Origin of the sequence: Micromonospora krabiensis (genome assembly GCF_900091425.1) — a bacterium.
In the GTDB taxonomy this organism is placed as follows: domain Bacteria; phylum Actinomycetota; class Actinomycetes; order Mycobacteriales; family Micromonosporaceae; genus Micromonospora; species Micromonospora krabiensis.
Genome location: NZ_LT598496.1, coordinates 6,228,349 through 6,245,746 on the forward strand (window position 1 = coordinate 6,228,349; position 17,398 = coordinate 6,245,746).

17 protein-coding genes and 1 pseudogene are annotated in these 17,398 nt (G+C 72.8%); 8 read left to right on the forward strand and 10 right to left on the reverse strand.

The annotated features are described in order from the left end of the window. Positions 1–34 precede the first annotated feature (34 nt). The 8 genes from GA0070620_RS33065 to GA0070620_RS28740 form a co-directional block, all read right to left on the reverse strand. Positions 35–202, reverse strand: coding sequence for a hypothetical protein (locus tag GA0070620_RS33065; RefSeq protein WP_172836520.1), 168 nt, complete (start codon positions 200–202; stop codon positions 35–37). A 9-nt stretch (positions 203–211) separates the two neighbouring features. Further along, positions 212–817, reverse strand: a complete 606-nt coding sequence (locus tag GA0070620_RS28710) for a hypothetical protein (protein ID WP_091599522.1) — start codon at positions 815–817, stop codon at positions 212–214. A 75-nt stretch (positions 818–892) separates the two neighbouring features. After that, positions 893–1,291, reverse strand: coding sequence for a Fur family transcriptional regulator (locus tag GA0070620_RS28715; protein WP_407939922.1), 399 nt, complete (start codon positions 1,289–1,291; stop codon positions 893–895). Positions 1,292–1,319: 28 nt separating this feature from the next. Further along, positions 1,320–1,619: an ArsR/SmtB family transcription factor gene (locus GA0070620_RS28720; protein WP_091596021.1), complete on the reverse strand. Its 300-nt coding sequence runs from the start codon at positions 1,617–1,619 to the stop codon at positions 1,320–1,322. Between the two features lie 43 nt (positions 1,620–1,662). Next, entirely contained in the window at positions 1,663–2,529 is an 867-nt protein-coding gene (locus GA0070620_RS28725; protein WP_091596023.1) for a metal ABC transporter permease, read from the reverse strand. 1 nt (position 2,530) lies between these two features. Further along, positions 2,531–3,292, reverse strand: coding sequence for a metal ABC transporter ATP-binding protein (locus GA0070620_RS28730; RefSeq protein ID WP_091596025.1), 762 nt, complete (start codon positions 3,290–3,292; stop codon positions 2,531–2,533). After that, positions 3,289–4,236: a metal ABC transporter substrate-binding protein gene (locus GA0070620_RS28735; protein WP_091596027.1), complete on the reverse strand. Its 948-nt coding sequence runs from the start codon at positions 4,234–4,236 to the stop codon at positions 3,289–3,291. Before GA0070620_RS28735 ends, GA0070620_RS28730 begins: the two co-directional genes overlap by 4 nt. 54 nt (positions 4,237–4,290) lie before the next feature. Next, entirely contained in the window at positions 4,291–4,548 is a 258-nt protein-coding gene (locus GA0070620_RS28740; RefSeq protein ID WP_091596029.1) for a hypothetical protein, read from the reverse strand. A gap of 27 nt (positions 4,549–4,575) precedes the next feature. Between GA0070620_RS28740 and GA0070620_RS28745 the strand changes: the two genes are divergently transcribed. The 4 genes from GA0070620_RS28745 to dusB all read left to right on the forward strand — a co-directional run bounded on the left by GA0070620_RS28745 (position 4,576) and on the right by dusB (position 8,261). Then, positions 4,576–4,917 (forward strand): antibiotic biosynthesis monooxygenase family protein, encoded by a 342-nt coding sequence (locus GA0070620_RS28745; protein ID WP_091596031.1) that lies wholly within the window; start codon positions 4,576–4,578, stop codon positions 4,915–4,917. 24 nt (positions 4,918–4,941) lie between these two features. After that, a complete protein-coding gene (locus tag GA0070620_RS28750) occupies positions 4,942–5,511 on the forward strand; it encodes a hypothetical protein (protein WP_172836521.1) in 570 nt (189 codons plus the stop codon). 134 nt (positions 5,512–5,645) lie between these two features. Continuing rightward, positions 5,646–7,025, forward strand: a complete 1,380-nt coding sequence (locus tag GA0070620_RS28755; protein WP_091596035.1) for a glycine--tRNA ligase — start codon at positions 5,646–5,648, stop codon at positions 7,023–7,025. Positions 7,026–7,088: 63 nt separating this feature from the next. Next, positions 7,089–8,261: a tRNA dihydrouridine synthase DusB gene (dusB, locus tag GA0070620_RS28760; protein ID WP_091596037.1), complete on the forward strand. Its 1,173-nt coding sequence runs from the start codon at positions 7,089–7,091 to the stop codon at positions 8,259–8,261. 135 nt (positions 8,262–8,396) lie between these two features. Here dusB and GA0070620_RS28765 read toward each other — a convergent pair whose 3' ends face one another. Together GA0070620_RS28765 and GA0070620_RS28770 are read right to left on the reverse strand one after the other, a co-directional pair. Next, positions 8,397–9,053 (reverse strand): C39 family peptidase, encoded by a 657-nt coding sequence (locus GA0070620_RS28765; RefSeq protein ID WP_091596039.1) that lies wholly within the window; start codon positions 9,051–9,053, stop codon positions 8,397–8,399. A gap of 905 nt (positions 9,054–9,958) precedes the next feature. Next, positions 9,959–11,701, reverse strand: a pseudogene (locus GA0070620_RS28770) (beta-N-acetylhexosaminidase); the annotation flags it as partial. 307 nt (positions 11,702–12,008) lie between these two features. Between GA0070620_RS28770 and ppdK the strand changes: the two are divergent. From ppdK to GA0070620_RS28790, 4 genes are all read left to right on the forward strand, one after another. Continuing rightward, the gene (gene ppdK / locus GA0070620_RS28775) at positions 12,009–14,717 is read left to right on the forward strand and encodes a pyruvate, phosphate dikinase (protein ID WP_091596041.1); all 2,709 of its coding nucleotides are present in this window, start codon (positions 12,009–12,011) and stop codon (positions 14,715–14,717) included. 182 nt (positions 14,718–14,899) lie between these two features. Beyond that, positions 14,900–15,250 carry a VOC family protein gene (locus tag GA0070620_RS28780; protein WP_091596043.1) on the forward strand — a complete coding sequence of 117 codons (351 nt, stop codon included), beginning with the start codon at positions 14,900–14,902 and terminating at the stop codon, positions 15,248–15,250. A 9-nt stretch (positions 15,251–15,259) separates the two neighbouring features. Next, the gene (locus GA0070620_RS28785; protein WP_091596045.1) at positions 15,260–16,537 is read left to right on the forward strand and encodes a deoxyguanosinetriphosphate triphosphohydrolase; all 1,278 of its coding nucleotides are present in this window, start codon (positions 15,260–15,262) and stop codon (positions 16,535–16,537) included. A gap of 15 nt (positions 16,538–16,552) precedes the next feature. Further along, positions 16,553–17,383, forward strand: coding sequence for a siderophore-interacting protein (locus tag GA0070620_RS28790; protein ID WP_091596047.1), 831 nt, complete (start codon positions 16,553–16,555; stop codon positions 17,381–17,383). The last annotated feature ends 15 nt before the right edge of the window (positions 17,384–17,398 follow it).

The following is a 17,398-nucleotide window of genomic DNA, read 5'->3' on the forward strand; positions in this document are numbered from 1 at the left end:
CCGGGGGCCGGCGCGCCGAGCGGCTCCCGGCGGGTCAGCGCGCGATGGCCCACGCCAGGATCGCCGCCAGGATCAGCCCGTTGAGCGCCGCCAGGCCCAGGTAGGCCGCGGGCGGGATCTTGCGGCCCTTGCGGACGAAGCTGACCAGGACGGCTGCGTAGCCGAGCAGCAGTACGGCGATGACGAGCAGGAAGTAGAACACCCGAAGACCTTAGCGGCCGTCGCGCAGGCCGAGGCGGCGCAGCTCCAGGGAGGCGAGCGCGTCGACGGTGGCGTCGTCGCCGCGACGCCACGCCTCGGCCACGTCCGGGGCGATCCGCGTCAGCCGGCCCAGGGGCTGGGTGGCGAGGGCACGCAGGGCGAGCAGGTCACGGCCGGCGGGCGCGGCGGCCAGCTTCGCGGCCGACCCGGCGCGGCGCATCCAGCGCAGCCGCAGCGGCAGCCACCCGACGAGCACCAGGCCGAGCGGGAAGACCAGGACGGCGACGGCGAGGGCGAGGGCGAGCTGGTCGACGAGGTGCTGCTGGTCGCGTCCGGCCTCGGCGAGCGCGCGGGCCGCGTCCGCCGCACGCTCGAACGGCGCGGTCAGCTCGTCACCCACCAGCGGCACCCGGCCGACCTTCCCGCCCGCCTCGGCGAGGTTGTCGGCGAGGCCGCCGCCGGCCCCCTCCAGCTTCTGCCCGGGTACGGCGAGCTTCTGGACCAGATCGTGCAGCCACAGCGCGAAGCGGACCGCCGCGTACACCCAGGCGACGACGAGCAGGTCGGTGAGGAACTGACGGACGGCGGTCGGGAAGCGATCGGCGTAGATTTTCACGCCGGACAGCGTGCCACGGATGGCCGTCCCCGGCATCCGCCCCGCGCCCCGGCGGGAAGCCGTGGGGTAGGGGCGTCAGTGGACGCAGGACCGGCAGGTGCCGAAGATTTCCAGGGTGTGGCTCACGTCGGCGTAGCCGTGCTGGTCGGCGACCCGTTCGGCCCAGGACTCGACCGCCGGCCCGGCCACCTCCACCGTCCGCCCGCAGGCCCGGCAGACCAGGTGGTGGTGGTGTCCCTCGCTGCACCGGCGGTAGAGGTGCTCGCCGCCCGGCGGGCGCATCACGTCGATCTCGCCGGCGTCGGCCAGTCCTTGCAGCGTCCGGTAGACCGTGGTCAGGCCGACCCGCTCGCCGCGGGCGCGGAGCATGGCGTGCAGGTCCTGCGCGCTGTGGAAACCCTCGACCTCGGCCAGCAGGGCGCTGACCGCGCTGCGCTGGCGGGTGTTGCGCACGGCGGCACCGCTGTCGCTCACCATGTGCCACCTCCGACCCGTCGCTGAATCATGAACCCTCCCCGGCGTGACTCACCGCGTCCGCCACGATGTGCGCGACGTGCTCGTCGACCAGGCTGTACGCGATCTCCCGCCCCCGGCGTGAGCCGCGCACCACGCCGGCGCCCCGCAGCACCCGCAGGTGCTGCGACACCAGCGGCTGCGCCACGGCGAGCTTCTCCACCAACTCGTGGACGCACCGCTCGCCGCCCGCGAGCTCGCTGACGATCGCCAGCCGGATGGGCGCCGACAGCGCACGCAACAGCTCGCTGGCACCCTCGAAGCCGTCGTAGCCGGATCCGCCGCTCACCCTGTAACGGTAACCAATACCGCGGGTCGCGTGACGATCAGCATCACTGGAGCACGACCTCGTGCGGCTCGGGCGCCGGGACCGGAGCCGGTGCGGCGCGTCGGCGCAGCAGCCGCCACGCCGCGGCGGCCAACGCGACCACCAGGAACGACGCGATCGCCATCAGCACCACCGACGCGCCGGGCGCGGTGTCGGCGGTGGCCGCCACCCAGACCCCCGACCCGGCGGCGAACAGCCCGAGCGCCATGGCGGCCGTCATGGTGGTGAGGAAGCCGCGGGCGACCTGCTGGGCGGCGGCGACCGGCACCACCATCAGCGCGCTGATCAGCAGTACGCCGACCGCGCGCATGGCGATGGTCACGGTGACCGCGGTGGTGACCGCGATCAGCATGTTCAGCGTCCGCACCGGCAGGCCGGAGACGCGGGCGTACTCCTCGTCGTGGGAGACCGCGAACAGCGCCGGGCGCAGCGCGAGCATGAGCACCAGGATCGCCGCGCCGAGGACCACGATGGTGGTCAGGTCGGGCGTCGAGATGGTGATGAGCGACCCGAACAGGTACGAGACGAGGTTCGCCGGCGTGCTGTCGGAGAGCCCGACGAGCATCACGCCGCCGGCGATGCCGCCGTAGAAGAGCAACGCCAGCGCGAGGTCTCCCGACGTACGGCCGCGGGAGCGGACCAGCTCGATGGCGATCGCGCCGAGACTCGCCACGACCACCGCCACGAGCACCGGGGACCGGTTGAGCAGCAGGCCGGCGCCGACGCCGGTCAGCGCCACGTGCCCGATCCCGTCGCCGATCAGCGCCAACCGGCGCTGCACCAGGTAGATCCCGAGTGCCGGGGCGGCCAGGCCGATGACCAGCGCGGCGATCAGGGCGCGCTGCATGTAGGGGTACTGGAAGAGTTCCATGTCAGTTGCTCCATAGCCCGACGGGCTCGTCGGGACAGTGCGGGTGCACGTGGTCGTGGCCGGGCTCGGCGTGGTGGCCGGCGGGATCCGGCACCGGGCCGTCGTGGCAGATCCCGCCGGCGTGGACGACCACCGCCCGGCTGATCAGCGGGCGCAGCGGCCCCAGTTCGTGGGCCACCAGCAACACCGTCCCGCCGCCGGCGACGAAGTCGCGCAGCGCGCCGGCGAACGCGTCCTGGCTGGTGGCGTCCACCCCTGCGGTCGGCTCGTCGAGCACCAGCAGCTCCGGCTGACCGGCGAGGGCCCGGGCGATCAGCGTGCGCTGCTGCTGCCCGCCGGAGAGGGTGGCGACCGGGTCACCGGCGCGGTCGGCGAGGCCCACCGCGCGCAGGGCCGTGTCGACGGCCGCCCGGTCGGCGGCGCCGGGCGGGCGGAGGATGCCCCGTCGGGCGAGGCGGCCGGAGGCCACCACCTCCCGGACGGTGGCCGGCACGCCGCCGCCCGCGCCCAGCCGCTGCGGGACGTACCCGATGCGCTCCCACTGCCGGAAACGGCGCTGCGGGCGGCCGAAGAGGGTGACCGAGCCGGCGGTCAGCGGGACCAGGCCGAGCACGGCCCGGATCAGGGTCGACTTGCCGGAGCCGTTCGCGCCGAGGACCGCGACCACCTCACCGGCGGTCACGGTCAGCGACACGTCCCGGAGCACGGGGCGGCCGTCGTAGCCGACCGCCCCGTGCTCGACCTGGATGACAGGTTCGGTCATGAGCAGTCCAAGGCTGTCCGGAGGGTCTGGAGGTTGGCGCGCATCGCCGTGAGGTAGTCGCCGTCGGCCGGCCCACCCTCGATCGGGTCGAGCACGGCGGTCTTCGCGCCGACCTCGGCCGCGATGGTCTCGGCGACCTTCGGGCTGACCAGGGTCTCGAAGAAGATGGTGGTGGCCTTGTGCTCGCGTGCCTCCCGGGCGACCGCGGCCAGCCGCTGCGGGGACGGCTCGGTCTCCGGGGCGAGCCCGGTGATGCCCACCTGCTCCAGCTCGTAGCGCTCGGCCAGATAGCCGAAGGCGGTGTGACTGGTCACGATCTCCCGCCGCTCGCAGGTCCTGAGACCGGCGGTGTAGTCGGCGTCCAGCTTCTCCAGGTCGGCGTGCAGCGTCTTCGCCCGCGCCGTGTAGTCGGCGGCCCGGTCCGGGTCGGCCTTGCCCAGCTGTTCGGCGAGGCGGTCGGCGACGGTGGCGAGTCGGGTCGGGTCGAGCCAGAGGTGCGGGTCCTTGCCGCCGCTCTCCTCGTGGTCGTCGGCCGCCTCCTCGCCCTCGTGCTCGTGGCCGCCGGCGGCGGCGTCCCGCAGCGGCTGGACGGTGGTGACGTCGAACGCGCGGTCGCCGGCGTTCTGGTCGACGGCCTCGTCGACGGCCGGCTGGAAGCCCTTGAGGTAGACGATCAGCTCCGCTTCGCTGATCTGGCCGACCTGGCCCGGGTTGAGCTCCAGGTCGTGCGGCTCGGCACCCGGCTTGACCAGGTTGGTCACCCGGACCGCGTCTCCGCCGACCCGCTCGGCGATGAACTGGAGCGGGTAGAAGGCGGCCACCACGTCGACCCGCTGCGGGTCGGCGCCGGCCGGGCCGTCGGTGGAGCAGGCGGCGGCACCGCCCAGGGTGAGCAGGGTGGCGGTGGCGGCGGCCAGGACACGCGAAGTGGAACGCTTGTTCATGTCCTCAACTGTCCGCGGGAACGATAATGATTGTCAAAAACGCATGATTGCATGTCAGAGCAGCTTCACCAAGGCGACGGCCACCAACAGGGTCAGCATCACAAGCCGCAGCAGCCGGGTCTGCGGCGCCTGAACCTGCCAGGTGGTCGCCAGCAGCGCGATCAGGGCGGCCGCCAGCGCCAGCAGCAGCACCCCGCCGACCGGGCCGGGAGCGAACAGGGCGATCAGCACCAGCACCAGGGTGATCAGGAACACCGCGGTCGGGTTGGCCCGGGCCAACCGGACAAGCAGGGGGTTCTGCGTACGCTGCATCCCACAGACTCTACGAGGAGGCCCCCGGTGCTGGTGACCAACCGGTTCGTGGTCGAGGTCGATGTCGCGGACGACTTCACCGAGCGGGCGCACGCCGCCCTCACCGCGCTCGCCGCCTGCGCCGGCTACCTCCGCGGCCAACTGGTCCGCGCCCTCGACGACCCCCGGCACTGGAGCCTGGTCACCGAGTGGGAGTCCGTGGGCGCCTACCGCCGCGCGCTCGGCGGCTTCGAGGTCAAGGTCAGCGCCGTTCCGCTGCTCGCCCAGTCGGTCGACGAACCGTCCGCGTACGAGGCGTTGGCCAGCGCCGCGCCCGGCGGAGCGGTCGTGGTGACCGCGAGTGATCGGGCCGCTGGTCCTTACCGCTGAGCCCGCGGGCACTACCCTGCTCGTATGACCGCTCCCGGACCGGCGGCCCCACCGCCGCACCCCGCGCCGCCCGGGCACGACGGCGGGCAGCCGCCCGCCCCACCGGCTCCGCCGCCCGGGCCGCCCGCCCCTCCGCCGGGCCCCGGGGTGGCGCCGCCGTTCGCCGCCCCACCCACCGAGGGCCGTCGGGCCCGACTGTGGCTGGCCCTCGGGGTCGGCGCGCTCGCCCTGGTGCTCTGCTTCGGCGGAGGTGGCGCCGCGGTCGTCGGCCTCGCGGTGAGCGGCGTGCAGGCGGTCCGGGAACAGGGCCGGACCGTCTCCACCGACTACTACCAGGCGCTCGTGGACCGGAAGTTCGGCGCGGCGTACGACCAGCTCTGCGACGACGCCAAGCGCGCCGAGTCGCGGGCGGAGTTCGAGCGGCGGGCCGCCGCGGAGCCGCAGGTCGCCGCGTTCCGCGTCGGCGAGGTCGACACCACCAACCTCACCGTCCCCGTCGACGTGACCCTGGAGGGCGGCCGGCGCGAGCGGCAGCAGGTCATCCTCGGCCAGGACCAGCAGACGGGCGGCATGGAGGTGTGCGGGGTCAACTGACCCGCCCCCGGTATTCTGCTGGGCCCGGGGCCCGACGGGTCGTACCGTGGTCCCGAACTGATCCATTCGTCCCTGTCCGGTCCCCAGCGACCACACCGCGTCCCCGCCGGCCGCCAGCCGGCGTAGGAGGAAACATGCCAGCCGACCGTATCGACGCCATCGTCAGCCTCGCCAAGCGCCGGGGCTTCGTCTTTCCCTCCAGCGAGATCTACGGAGGCACCCGGTCGGCGTGGGACTACGGTCCGCTCGGCGTGGAGCTCAAGGAGAACGTCCGCCGGCAGTGGTGGAAGGCCATGGTCCAGCAGCGCGACGACGTCGTCGGCCTGGACTCGGCGGTCATCCTGGCCCGCCAGGTCTGGGAGGCGTCCGGCCACATCGCCGAGTTCGTCGACCCGCTGACCGAGTGCCAGTTCTGCCACAAGCGCTTCCGCGCCGACCACCTGGAAGAGGCTTACGCCGAGAAGCACGGCAAGCCGCTGACCTCGCTCTCCGAGCTGAACTGCCCCAACTGCGGCAACAAGGGCACCTTCACCGAGCCGAAGATGTTCAACGGCCTGATGAAGACCTACCTGGGCCCGGTGGAGAGCGACGAGGGCCTGCACTACCTGCGGCCGGAGACCGCCCAGGGCATCTTCGTCAACTACAAGAACGTGGAGACCGTCGCGCGCAAGAAGCCTCCGTTCGGCATCGCGCAGACCGGCAAGTCGTTCCGCAACGAGATCACCCCGGGCAACTTCATCTTCCGGACCCGAGAGTTCGAGCAGATGGAGATGGAGTTCTTCGTCGAGCCGGGCACCGACGAGCAGTGGCACGAGTACTGGCTCCAGGAGCGCTGGAACTGGTACCTCGACCTGGGTCTCTCCCGCGACAACCTGCGGTTCTACGAGCACCCGAAGGAGAAGCTCTCCCACTACTCGAAGCGCACGGTCGACATCGAGTACCGCTTCCAGTTCGGCGGCACCGAGTTCGCCGAGCTGGAGGGCGTCGCCAACCGGACCGACTTCGACCTGTCGACGCACAGCAAGCACTCCGGCGTCGACCTGTCGTACTTCGACCAGACCAAGGGCGAGCGCTGGACGCCGTACGTCATCGAGCCGGCCGCCGGCCTCACCCGCGCGGTGCTCGCCTTCCTCCTGGAGGCGTACGACGAGGACGAGGCCCCGAACACCAAGGGCGGCGTGGACAAGCGGACGGTCATGCGCTTCGACCCGCGGCTGGCGCCGGTGAAGGTGGCGGTGCTGCCGCTGTCGCGCAACGAGGCGCTCTCCCCGAAGGCGAAGGAGTTGGCGGCCACGCTGCGCAAGCGCTGGGTGGTGGAGTTCGACGACTCGCAGGCGATCGGCCGCCGCTACCGCCGGCAGGACGAGATCGGCACGCCGTTCTGCGTGACCGTCGACTTCGACACCCTCGACGACAACGCCGTGACCGTCCGCAACCGGGACACCATGGCCCAGGAGCGGGTCTCCCTGGACCAGGTCGAGCGCTACCTGATCGAGCGCCTGCCCGGCTGCTGAGCTGGGAGCGGGGGCCTCGGCCGGCGCGGACGGCGCCGGTCGGGGCCCCCGTACACTTGTCGGGTGACCGCCCCGACCCTGCCCCGCCTGCGCCCGCTCACGCTCGGGCGGCACCAGGTCTGGCCGCCGGTGGTTCTCGCCCCGATGGCCGGCATCACGAACGTCGGTTTCCGTCAGCTCTGCCGTGAACAGGGCGGCGGCATCTACGTGTGCGAGATGATCACCACTGTCGCGCTGGTCGAGCGGAACCCGAAGACGCTGCGGATGATCGCCTTCGCCGAGGACGAACAGCCGCGCAGCCTGCAGCTCTACGGCACCGATCCGGAGACCACCGCCGCCGCCGTGCGGATCGTCGTCGAACGGAACCTCGCCGACCACATCGACCTGAACTTCGGCTGCCCCGTACCCAAGGTGACCCGCCGGGGCGGCGGCGCCGCCCTGCCGTGGCGGCGCCGGCTCTTCGCCCGGCTGGTGAAGGCCGCCGTGGACGCCGCCGCACCCGCCGGCGTGCCGGTCACCGTCAAGATGCGCAAGGGCATCGACGACGACCACCTGACGTACGTCGAGGCCGGGCTCGCCGCCCAGGAGGCCGGCGTCGCCGCCGTTGCCCTGCACGGGCGTACGGCCGCGCAGCGCTACTCCGGCACCGCCGACTGGGACGCGATCGCCACCCTCAAGCAGGCGCTGGACGTGCCGGTGCTCGGCAACGGCGACATCTGGGAGGCCGACGACGCGCTCCGGATGGTCGCGCACACCGGCGTCGACGGGGTCGTCATCGGCCGCGGCTGCCTCGGGCGGCCGTGGCTCTTCGCCGACCTGGAGGCCGCCTTCAACGGCCGCCCGGAGCGCCGCCTGCCCACCCTCGGGGAGGTCGCCGCCACCATGCGCCGGCACGCCGAGCTGCTCGTCGACCAGTTCACCGCCGGCTCGCGTACGCCCGAGCGGGGTGAGCGGGACGGCTGCACCGACTTCCGCAAGCACGTGGCCTGGTACCTCAAGGGCTTCCCGGTCGGCAGCGAACTCCGCCGGGAGCTGGCGATGATCGAAAGCCTGGCCCAGCTGGACGACCTGCTCGGCAAGCTCGACGCGGCCGAGCCATTCCCGGTCGCCACCCTGGGCCAGCCGCGCGGCCGTACCAACTCGCCGGGCAAGGTCTTCCTGCCCGACGGTTGGCTCGCCAGCCGTGACGACGACACCGTCCCCGAGGGCGCCGAACTCGCCGACTCCGGCGGCTGACGCTCCGGCGGTAGCCGGTGGCCGGTAGCCCGGTCGCCGACTGTCCGGCGGACCCGGACATGACGAAGGGCCGGCCCCCGTGGTGGGGGCCGGCCCTGTCGCTTGGTGCTGTGTTGCTTTGTTGCTTTGTTGGGGTCAGTTGGTGGAGTAGCCGCGGGTGGCGATCCAGTCGGCCAGGTGGTCGATGCTGACCCAGTAGGAGGCGGTGTTGGGGTCGGCCGAGTCGGCGATCTTCACTTCGGTGCCGCCGTCGCGGTAGCCCACGACGCTGATGTAGTGGCCGCCCTCGTAGGAGTGGGTGTTGCCGTCGGTGTCGGTGGTGGTGCCGGCGATGTTGGCGACGACGGCGCGTCCGTCGTTGATGGTGCGGACGATGTCCTGGCGCAGCTTGTCGGTCTGCTTGTCGTCGGCCTTGGTGGAGCTGATCTCGACGGACTTGTAGACGTTGCTGCCGGTTTCCTTGTTCAGGACGGGGGTGATGTCGTTGATGGAGTTGGTGCCGGCTTCGGTGGTGCCCATTTCCTTGGCCATGGCGTCGACGTTGATGTCCTTGCCTTGGACGGAGAGGGCGTTGCGGGTGGCGGCGGGGCCGCAGTAGTAGAAGTTGGGCTGGGCTTCGTAGCGGACGTTGAGTTCACGCTCGCTGCTGTTGTTCTTGCGGTCCTGGACCTGGGCGGGCTTGGTGTCGGCGGGGGCGGCGTGGGCGGCGATGGCGGGGCCGGCGATGCCGCCGCCGGCGGCGGCGATTCCGGCTGCGGTGAGGACGGTCTTGCGGATCAGATCGGTACGCATGATGTGTGCCTCTCTGTTCGGGGGTGCGCGGCGGCCCGCGTTGGGGGGCGGGTGCCGGGAGGTTCTTGGGGGTGGGGCCGGCTCGGCGGCGTGGCCTGCTCGGGCGGCTCGGGGTTGTAACGACCGGGGGTGGGCCGGTGATTCCGGCGGCCCGGTGACGGTCACGGCCGGGGGCTCGTGGCGTCGGGGGTGTGCAACGACCGGGGTGGGCCGGTCATTCCCGGGTCCGGGGCGGTGGCCCGGGGACCGGGGCGGGTCGGCCGGTGATCCGGCCGGGGCCGGCGGCTCGGGGCCGCGCGGCATGTCATGTTCAACGACCTGGCCGGGCCCAGGATTCCGCCCCGGGTGTGGCCCCGCCCACGGGACGCCGCACCCCGGAACCGGACAGCCCACCCAACCGAACCGGACAAACCCCCCAGGCGGCACGGCCGGGCATGCAGACTTTTTCACTCGCCCTCTTGGGATCTTGGTGAGTTAGTGCCCCTATAGGGGCACTAATCGTCCAAGATCTACAAGCGTCACCCTTGTCCGGGTCGGAGTGCCTTCACGACTTCCTGGAGGTCGGGTTGATCGCCCGGGGCGGACACCCCGACTTCCAGGAACCGGAGTCGATCACGTCGCCCACCCCGCCTGGCCCGCCGTTGACGGACCCGGCCGGAGCCCGTCAACCGGCATCTGCCCTCGGTCGGGCGGGACCCTCGGGTCGGGCCCGTCCCGCCGGGATGGCGTCGGGGTGGGGGTTGGTCGGGATGGGCGGGTCAGGCCTCGTCTGGCGTGATTGCCCCGTCTGCGGATATCGCGCCGTCGGCGCCGGGCGGGCCTTCCACCCGGGTTGTGGTGCCTGCCGGGATTGGGTCGCCCGCGGGGATCGGTGGGGCGGTCGGGGGCGCCTGCCCGGTCGGCTGGGTGGGGATCGTGGCTGCGGGTGCCGTGCCGGGGCCGATGGCCACCGGCCAGGGCACCTCGGGTGCGGCGTGGAAGGTGATGCCCGCGGTGGTCCAGCGGGGCGCGTGACCGGCCAGCCGCTCCCGGAACCCGGCCCAGTCGTGCGTCGACCGGGGTGACCAGCCGAGCTCGGCCACGGCGGGCAGCCGGGGAAACAGCATGAACTCGATCTCGGGCAGCGACGTGACCGACTCGGTCCAGAGGGGCGCCTCCACGCCCAGGATCGCCTCGGCCGGTACGCCCGTGAGGTGGCTGCCCGGATCCCAGTCGTACGCCCGGCGTACGTCGATGAGGCCCGCCCAGTCGTGCCCGATCGGGGTGTCCGGGGCGTACTTCATGTCCAGGTAGATGAGGTTCGCGGGGGAGGCGATGACGCGGGCCCCGCGACGGACCGCCTCGGCGGTGGTGGGGTCGTCGGGCGTGGTGCCCCACCACTGGAGCACCCGGCCCTCGGCGTGCGCGGCCGGGGCGATCTGGTGCCAGCCGACGACGGTCTTGCCGGTGGCCGCCACGAGGCGCTGCACCCGCTCCACGAAGCCGGTGTACGCCTCGCCCTTGACCTTGAACGCCTCGTCGCCACCGATGTGCAGCCACGGCCCCGGAGTGTGGGCGGCCACCTCGCCGAGGACGTCCGCGATGAAGTCGTACGTCCGCTCGCTGGCCGGGTCGACGTAGCTGAAGCCGACCTCGGTGCCCGTGTACGGCGTCGGCGGGTCGACGCCCTCCGGCGCCAGCTCCGGGTAGGCCACGAGGGCGGCGTTGGTGTGCCCGGGCAGGTCGATCTCGGGTACGACGGTGACGTGCCGGTCGGCGGCGTAGCGGACGATCCGCTGGTAGTCGGCGGTGCTGTACGACCCGCCCGGCCCGTCGCCCACCTCGCCCATCCCGCCGACGGTGGTCAGCCGCGGCCACGCGTCGACGGCGATCCGCCAGCCCTGGTCGTCGGTGAGGTGCAGGTGCAGGTGGTTGAGCTTGTAGCGGACCAGGTGGTCGATGACCCGCAGCACGTCGGCGACGGGGAAGAAGTGCCGGGCCACGTCGAGCATCGCGCCCCGGTAGGGAAAGCGGGGCCGGTCGACGATCGACCCGCCGGGGAGGATCCAGGGCCCGGGGACCGGGGTGGCGCTCTCGACGGCAGCGGGCAGCAGTTGGCGCAGCGTCTGGACGGCGTACAGCAGGCCGGCCGGTGCGCCCGCGGTGACCCGCACCGCGTCGCGGTCGACGTCCAGCCGGTAGCCCTCCGGGCCGAGCGCCTCGTCGTCCGTGAGCGTCAGGGTGATGCCACCGCCGGATTCGGGGTCGGCGAGGTCGGTGACGGGCAGCGGGTAGCCGGTGGCCGGGCGCAGCAGCGCCGCGAGCTGGTCGGCGACGGCCCGCGCCGCGGGGTCCGCGCCGACCCGGATCACCGTGTCGGGGCCGAGCCGGTGGTCGGCACCGGGGACGGGGTGGACCTGCTCGGGCGCCGGCACCACGTCACCGAGCCGGGCCGCGGCCGCGTGTCCGAGGGTGGCGGCCGGCGGGACGAGCAGCTCGGTGGCGGCCCGGTCGGCGGCCCGCACCAGGTCCGCGACGGCGGTCTCCCGCAGCGGCACCCCGTCACCGGCGACGGCGGTCTCGCGCGGCGGCACCCCGTCGACGCCGGTGACGGCCGGCTCGCGCGTGGGGGTGGCGTCCCGGTCGGCGGGGGTGGGGAGGGTGGACACGACGGCGGCTCCGGGGTGTATTTGCGTTGGTTATGGCAAAGGTGAAGTTCACCGAAACGCGTGCCTCAAGGGTACGACGGGCGGCGGTACTGCGTGTTCGTGCGCGTGGAAGCGTTCCCAAAAACCGGTACGAACGCGGATAGTCGTGATAGCTGTGCCTATTGTCACCGAACGGTCCCAGGTCACTCGATGTTCGCTTAACCTTCGCCCACCGACCGCTGAGCACCACCGGATTAACGGTGGTCGCTCGCGGGGTATGTCCGAACTGAACCTTCGTTAAGTGTCAATGGCGCGCGTGGGAGGTCTGGTGGCAGTGCGAGAGACGGTGGATCAGAAGTACGTGTACGACTTCGCCGAGGGCAACATGGACCTGAAGGACCTGCTCGGCGGCAAGGGCGCGAACCTGGCCGAGATGACCAACCTCGGCCTTCCGGTCCCGCCCGGTTTCACCATCACCACCGAGGCCTGCAAGGCGTACCTGGCGACCGGCGAGGAGCCGGCCGGACTCGCCGAGCAGATCGCCGCGCACCTGGAGTCGCTGGAGCGGGAGATGGGCCGCCCGCTCGGTGACCCGGACGACCCGCTGCTGGTCTCCGTCCGCTCCGGCGCCAAGTTCTCCATGCCCGGCATGATGGAGACCGTCCTGAACGTGGGCCTCAACGACCGCAGCGTGGTCGGCCTGAGCACCCAGGCGGGGGGGAACGACAGGTTCGCCTGGGACTCCTACCGCCGGCTCATCCAGATGTTCGGCAAGACCGTCTGCGACGTGCCGGGCGAGGAGTTCGAGCACGCGCTCGACGAGGCCAAGCGCGCCAAGGGTACGACCAGCGACCTCGACCTCGACGCCGACGACCTGCGTGGGCTGGTCGACGCGTACAAGAAGATCTTCTCGAAGCACACCGGCCGGGAGTTCCCCCAGGAGCCGCGCGAGCAGCTCGACCTGGCCATCCGCGCCGTGTTCGAGTCGTGGAACGCCGAGCGCGCGGTGGTCTACCGCCGGCAGGAGCGGATCCCGGCCGACCTGGGCACCGCGGTGAACGTGGTGGCGATGGTCTTCGGCAACCTCGGCCCGGACTCCGGCACCGGCGTCGCGTTCACTCGGGACCCGGCCAGCGGGGCGCAGGGCATCTACGGCGACTACCTGGCCAACGCCCAGGGCGAGGACGTGGTCGCCGGCATCCGCAACACCGTTCCGTTGCAGGAGCTGGAGCGGATCGACAAGACGTCGTACGACGAGCTGCTCGGCTACATGGCCCGGCTGGAGGAGCACTACCGGGACCTGTGTGACATCGAGTTCACCATCGAGCGCGGCAAGCTGTGGATGCTCCAGACCCGGGTCGGCAAGCGTACGGCCGCGGCTGCCTTCGTCATCGCCGGTCAGCTGGTGGACGAGGGCCTGATCGACCTGGACGAGGCGCTGCACCGGGTCAACGGGGCGCAGCTCGCCCAGCTGATGTTCCCCCGGTTCCGCCTCGACCACGAGTTCGAGCCGGTGGCCAAGGGCATCGGGGCGTCGCCGGGCGCCGCGTCCGGGAAGGTGGTCTTCAGTTCGGACCGGGCCGTCGAGCTGGCCGCCGAGGGGGAGTCGGTGATCCTGGTCCGCCGGGAGACCAACCCCGACGACCTGAACGGCATGATCGCCGCCAAGGGCATCCTCACGTCCCGGGGCGGCAAGACCAGCCACGCCGCCGTGGTGGCGCGGGGGATGGGCAAGACCTGCGTCTCCGGCGCCGACGACCTGGACGTGAACGTCCCGCAGCGGAGGTTCACCGTCGCCGGGCGGACCGTCAACGAGGGCGACGTCGTCTCCATCGACGGCACGACCGGCAAGGTCTACCTCGGCGAGGTGCCGGTCATGCCCTCCGAGGTGGTGCAGTACTTCGAGGGCACCCTCGACGCGGAGAACACCGACGACCCGCTGGTCCGGGCCGTACACCGGATCATGACGCACGCCGACCAGCGGCGGCGGCTGGCCGTCCGGACGAACGCCGACACCGCGGCGGACGCGGCCCGGGCGCGGCGCTTCGGCGCCGGCGGCATCGGGCTGTGCCGCACCGAGCACATGTTCCTCGGTGACCGCCGTGAGCTGGTCGAACGCCTGATCCTGGCCCGGACCGACCAGGACCGGGACGCGGCGCTCGCCGCGCTGCTGCCGTTGCAGCGGAGCGACTTCGTGGAGATCTTCCGGGCGATGGACGGCCTCCCGGTGACCGTGCGGCTGATCGACCCGCCGCTGCACGAGTTCCTCCCCCCGTTGGAGCAGCTCGCGGTCAACGTGGCGGTCGCGCAGGAGCGCGGCGAGGACGTGGCCAAGGAGGAGGCGCTGCTCGCCGCGGTGCGCCGCATGCACGAGCAGAACCCGATGCTGGGCCTGCGCGGCGTACGCCTGGGGCTGGTCGTCCCCGGCCTGTTCGCGATGCAGGTCCGGGCGATCGCGGAGGCCGCCGTCACCGTGGTCCGCGAGGGCGGCTCGGCCTGCCCGGAGATCATGGTGCCGCTGGTCGGGGCCGTGCAGGAATTGGAGACCGTCCGCACCGAGGCCGAGAAGATCATCGCCGAGGTGGTCGGCGACAGCGGCGTCGAGGTGCTGATCGGCACGATGATCGAGGTGCCGCGCGCGGCGCTGACCGCCGGCCAGATCGCCGAGGCGGCCGAGTTCTTCTCCTTCGGCACCAACGACCTCACCCAGATGGGCTGGGGTTTCTCCCGCGACGACGTGGAGGGCGCGTTCTTCTGGCGCTACCTGGAGCTGGGCATCTTCGGCATCTCGCCGTTCGAGTCGATCGACCGCGAGGGCGTCGGCCGGCTGGTCCGGATCGCCGCCGAGGAGGGCCGCGCGGCCCGACCCGGGCTGAAGCTCGGCGTCTGCGGTGAGCACGGCGGTGACCCGGAGTCGGTGCACTTCTTCCACTCCGTCGGTCTGGACTACGTGTCCTGCTCGCCGTTCCGGGTGCCCGTGGCGAGGCTGGAGGCCGGCCGCGCGGCGGTGGAGACGGCCGGCTCGGACAGCCGCTGATCGTGGTGAGGCGCGGTGCGGCGGGAACCCGGACCTCCCGCCCCGCCGCGCCGGCCACCAGGGCGGGGGCCCGGCGGCCCCGCCGCGCCGGCCAGTACCCCGACTCGCTCGGCGCGCCGCGACGGCGGTCCGGGCGTAACCTTGGCTGGCTCGTACCCCGTCGATGCGGAAGGGTGGACTGCATGAGCAGCGTCTGGGAGAGCCTGACCGTCGACGCCCGCGACCCGGCCCGGCTGGCCCGCTGGTGGGCCGAGGCCCTGGGCTACCAGGTGGTCAACGAGCGGCCCGACGAGGTGGAGATCCGCCAGTCGGCGGACCGGCTCCCCGGCATCGTGTTCGTGCCGGTCACCGACGCCAAGGACACCAAGAACCGCCTGCACATCGACCTGCGCCCCACCGACCAGGAGGCTGAGGTCGAGCGGCTGGTCGACATGGGCGCGCGGCACGTCGACATCGGCCAGGGTGACGTGGAGTGGACGGTCCTCGCCGACCCGGAGGGCAACGAGTTCTGCGTGCTCCGGCAGCGGAAGTAGGTCGACCGGTTGAGCGGTCAGCCGCCCGGCGGCGCGCCGGACGACGAACGGCGGGTCGCGGAGCCGCCGAAGGACAGCGGTCACGGTCGGTCCCCGTACGAGCGGGACCGCGCCCGCGTGCTGCACTCGGCGGGGTTCCGTCGGTTGGCCGCGAAGACGCAGGTGCACACCGCCGGCACCGACGACTTCCTGCGGACGCGCCTCACCCACTCGCTGGAGGTCGCCCAGATCGCCCGGGAGATGGGGGCGCGGCTGGGCTGTGACCCGGACGTGGTGGACGTCGCCGGGCTGGCGCACGACCTCGGTCACCCGCCGTTCGGGCACAACGGCGAGGCCGCCCTGGACCTGCTGGCCAGCCCGTGCGGCGGCTTCGAGGGCAACGCGCAGACGCTGCGGGTGCTCACCCGGCTGGAGGCGAAGGTGGTGGCCCCGGACGGGTCGTCCGCCGGGCTGAACCTCACCCGCGCCTCGCTGGACGCGGTGGCGAAGTATCCCTGGCCGCGCCGCGCGGGGGAGCGCAAGTTCGGGGTGTACGCGGACGACGCCGGCGTGTTCGGTTGGGTCCGGGCAGGCGCGCCGCCGGGTGACCGCCGCTGCCTGGAGGCGCAGGTGATGGACTGGGCGGACGACGTGGCGTACTCGGTGCACGACGTCGAGGACGGCATCCACGGCGGGTACGTCACGCTCCGGCCGTTGCTCGCCGACGCCGACGAGCGGGCGGCCCTCTGCGCAGACGTGGCGGCCGCCTACTCCGGCGAGTCCCCGGCCGACCTCGGTGAGGTGCTGGTCGAGTTGCTGGCCGACCCGGTGCTCGCCCCGCTGGCCGGCTACGACGGCAGCCACCGCGCCCAGGCGGCGCTGAAGGCCACCACCAGCGTGCTGACCGGGCGGTTCGTGTCCGCCGCGGTGGCCGCCACCCAGGAGCGGTTCGGTCCCGGCCCGCTCCGCCGCTACGCCGCGGACCTGGTGGTGCCCCGGCGGGTGCGGGCGCGCTGCGCGCTGCTCAAGGGGATCGCGCTGCGCTACGTGATGCGCCGGGCGGGCGCGGAGGAGCGCTACGACCGGCAGCGGCAGATCCTCGCCGAGCTGGTCGCGGCCCTGGTCGCGGGGGCGCCGGACGGGCTGGACCCGGTCTTCGCCCCGCTGTGGCGGGCGGCGTCGGACGACGCCGCGCGGCTGCGCGTGGTGATCGACCAGGTCGCCTCGCTGACCGACCCGGCGGCGGTGACCTGGCACACCCGGCTGGTCCGGCGTGGTGCACCGCCCGTCAGCAGGACAACTGGTTAGGCTAGCCTAACTAGCATGACGGAGCGCCGTACGACCGTGACGTCGGTTCGGGTCCTGCGGACCGAGCGGCCCACCCCGCACCTGATCCGGCTGACCCTCGGTGGCGAGGAGCTGGCCGGGCTGCCGGTGGGCGAGTTCACCGACCACTACATCAAGCTGGTCTTCCCGCAGCCCGGCGTCGACTACGCGATGCCGCTCGACCTGGCCGCGATCCGTCGGGACCTGCCGCGCGAGCACTGGCCCCGGCTGCGCGCGTACACCGTGCGAGCGTGGGACGCCGCCACGGGCGAGCTGACGGTCGACGTGGTCCACCACGGCGACGAGGGGCTGGCCGGTCCGTGGGCGGCGCGCCTGCGCCCCGGTGACCCGGTGCACTTCGTGGGCCCCGGCGGCGCGTACGCCCCGAGCCCCGAGGCCGACTGGCACCTGCTGGTCGGCGACGAGAGTGCGCTGCCGGCCATCGCCGCCGCGCTGGAGCGGCTGCCGTTCGGCGCGCCCGCCCGGGTGCTGGTCGAGACCAGCGGCCCGGCCGAGGAGCAGCGGCTGCGCAGCCCGGGCGTGGTCGAGCTGACCTGGCTGCACCGGGGGGACCGCCCGGTCGGTGAGGCGCTGGTCGCCGCGGTGCGCGCGTTGGACTTCCCCACCGGCGCCGTGCACGCCTTCGTGCACGGTGAGGCGACGTTCGTTAAGGAGCTGCGCCGGCTGCTGCGCGTCGAGCGGGGAATCCCCCGGGAGATGCTCTCCATCTCCGGCTACTGGCGCCTGGGCCTGGACGACGAGGGCTGGCGGGCCAGCAAGCCCGAGTGGACCCGGCAGGCGGAGGCCGCGGAGTCCGTCGCGGCCTGACCGGGGCTCCGAGCC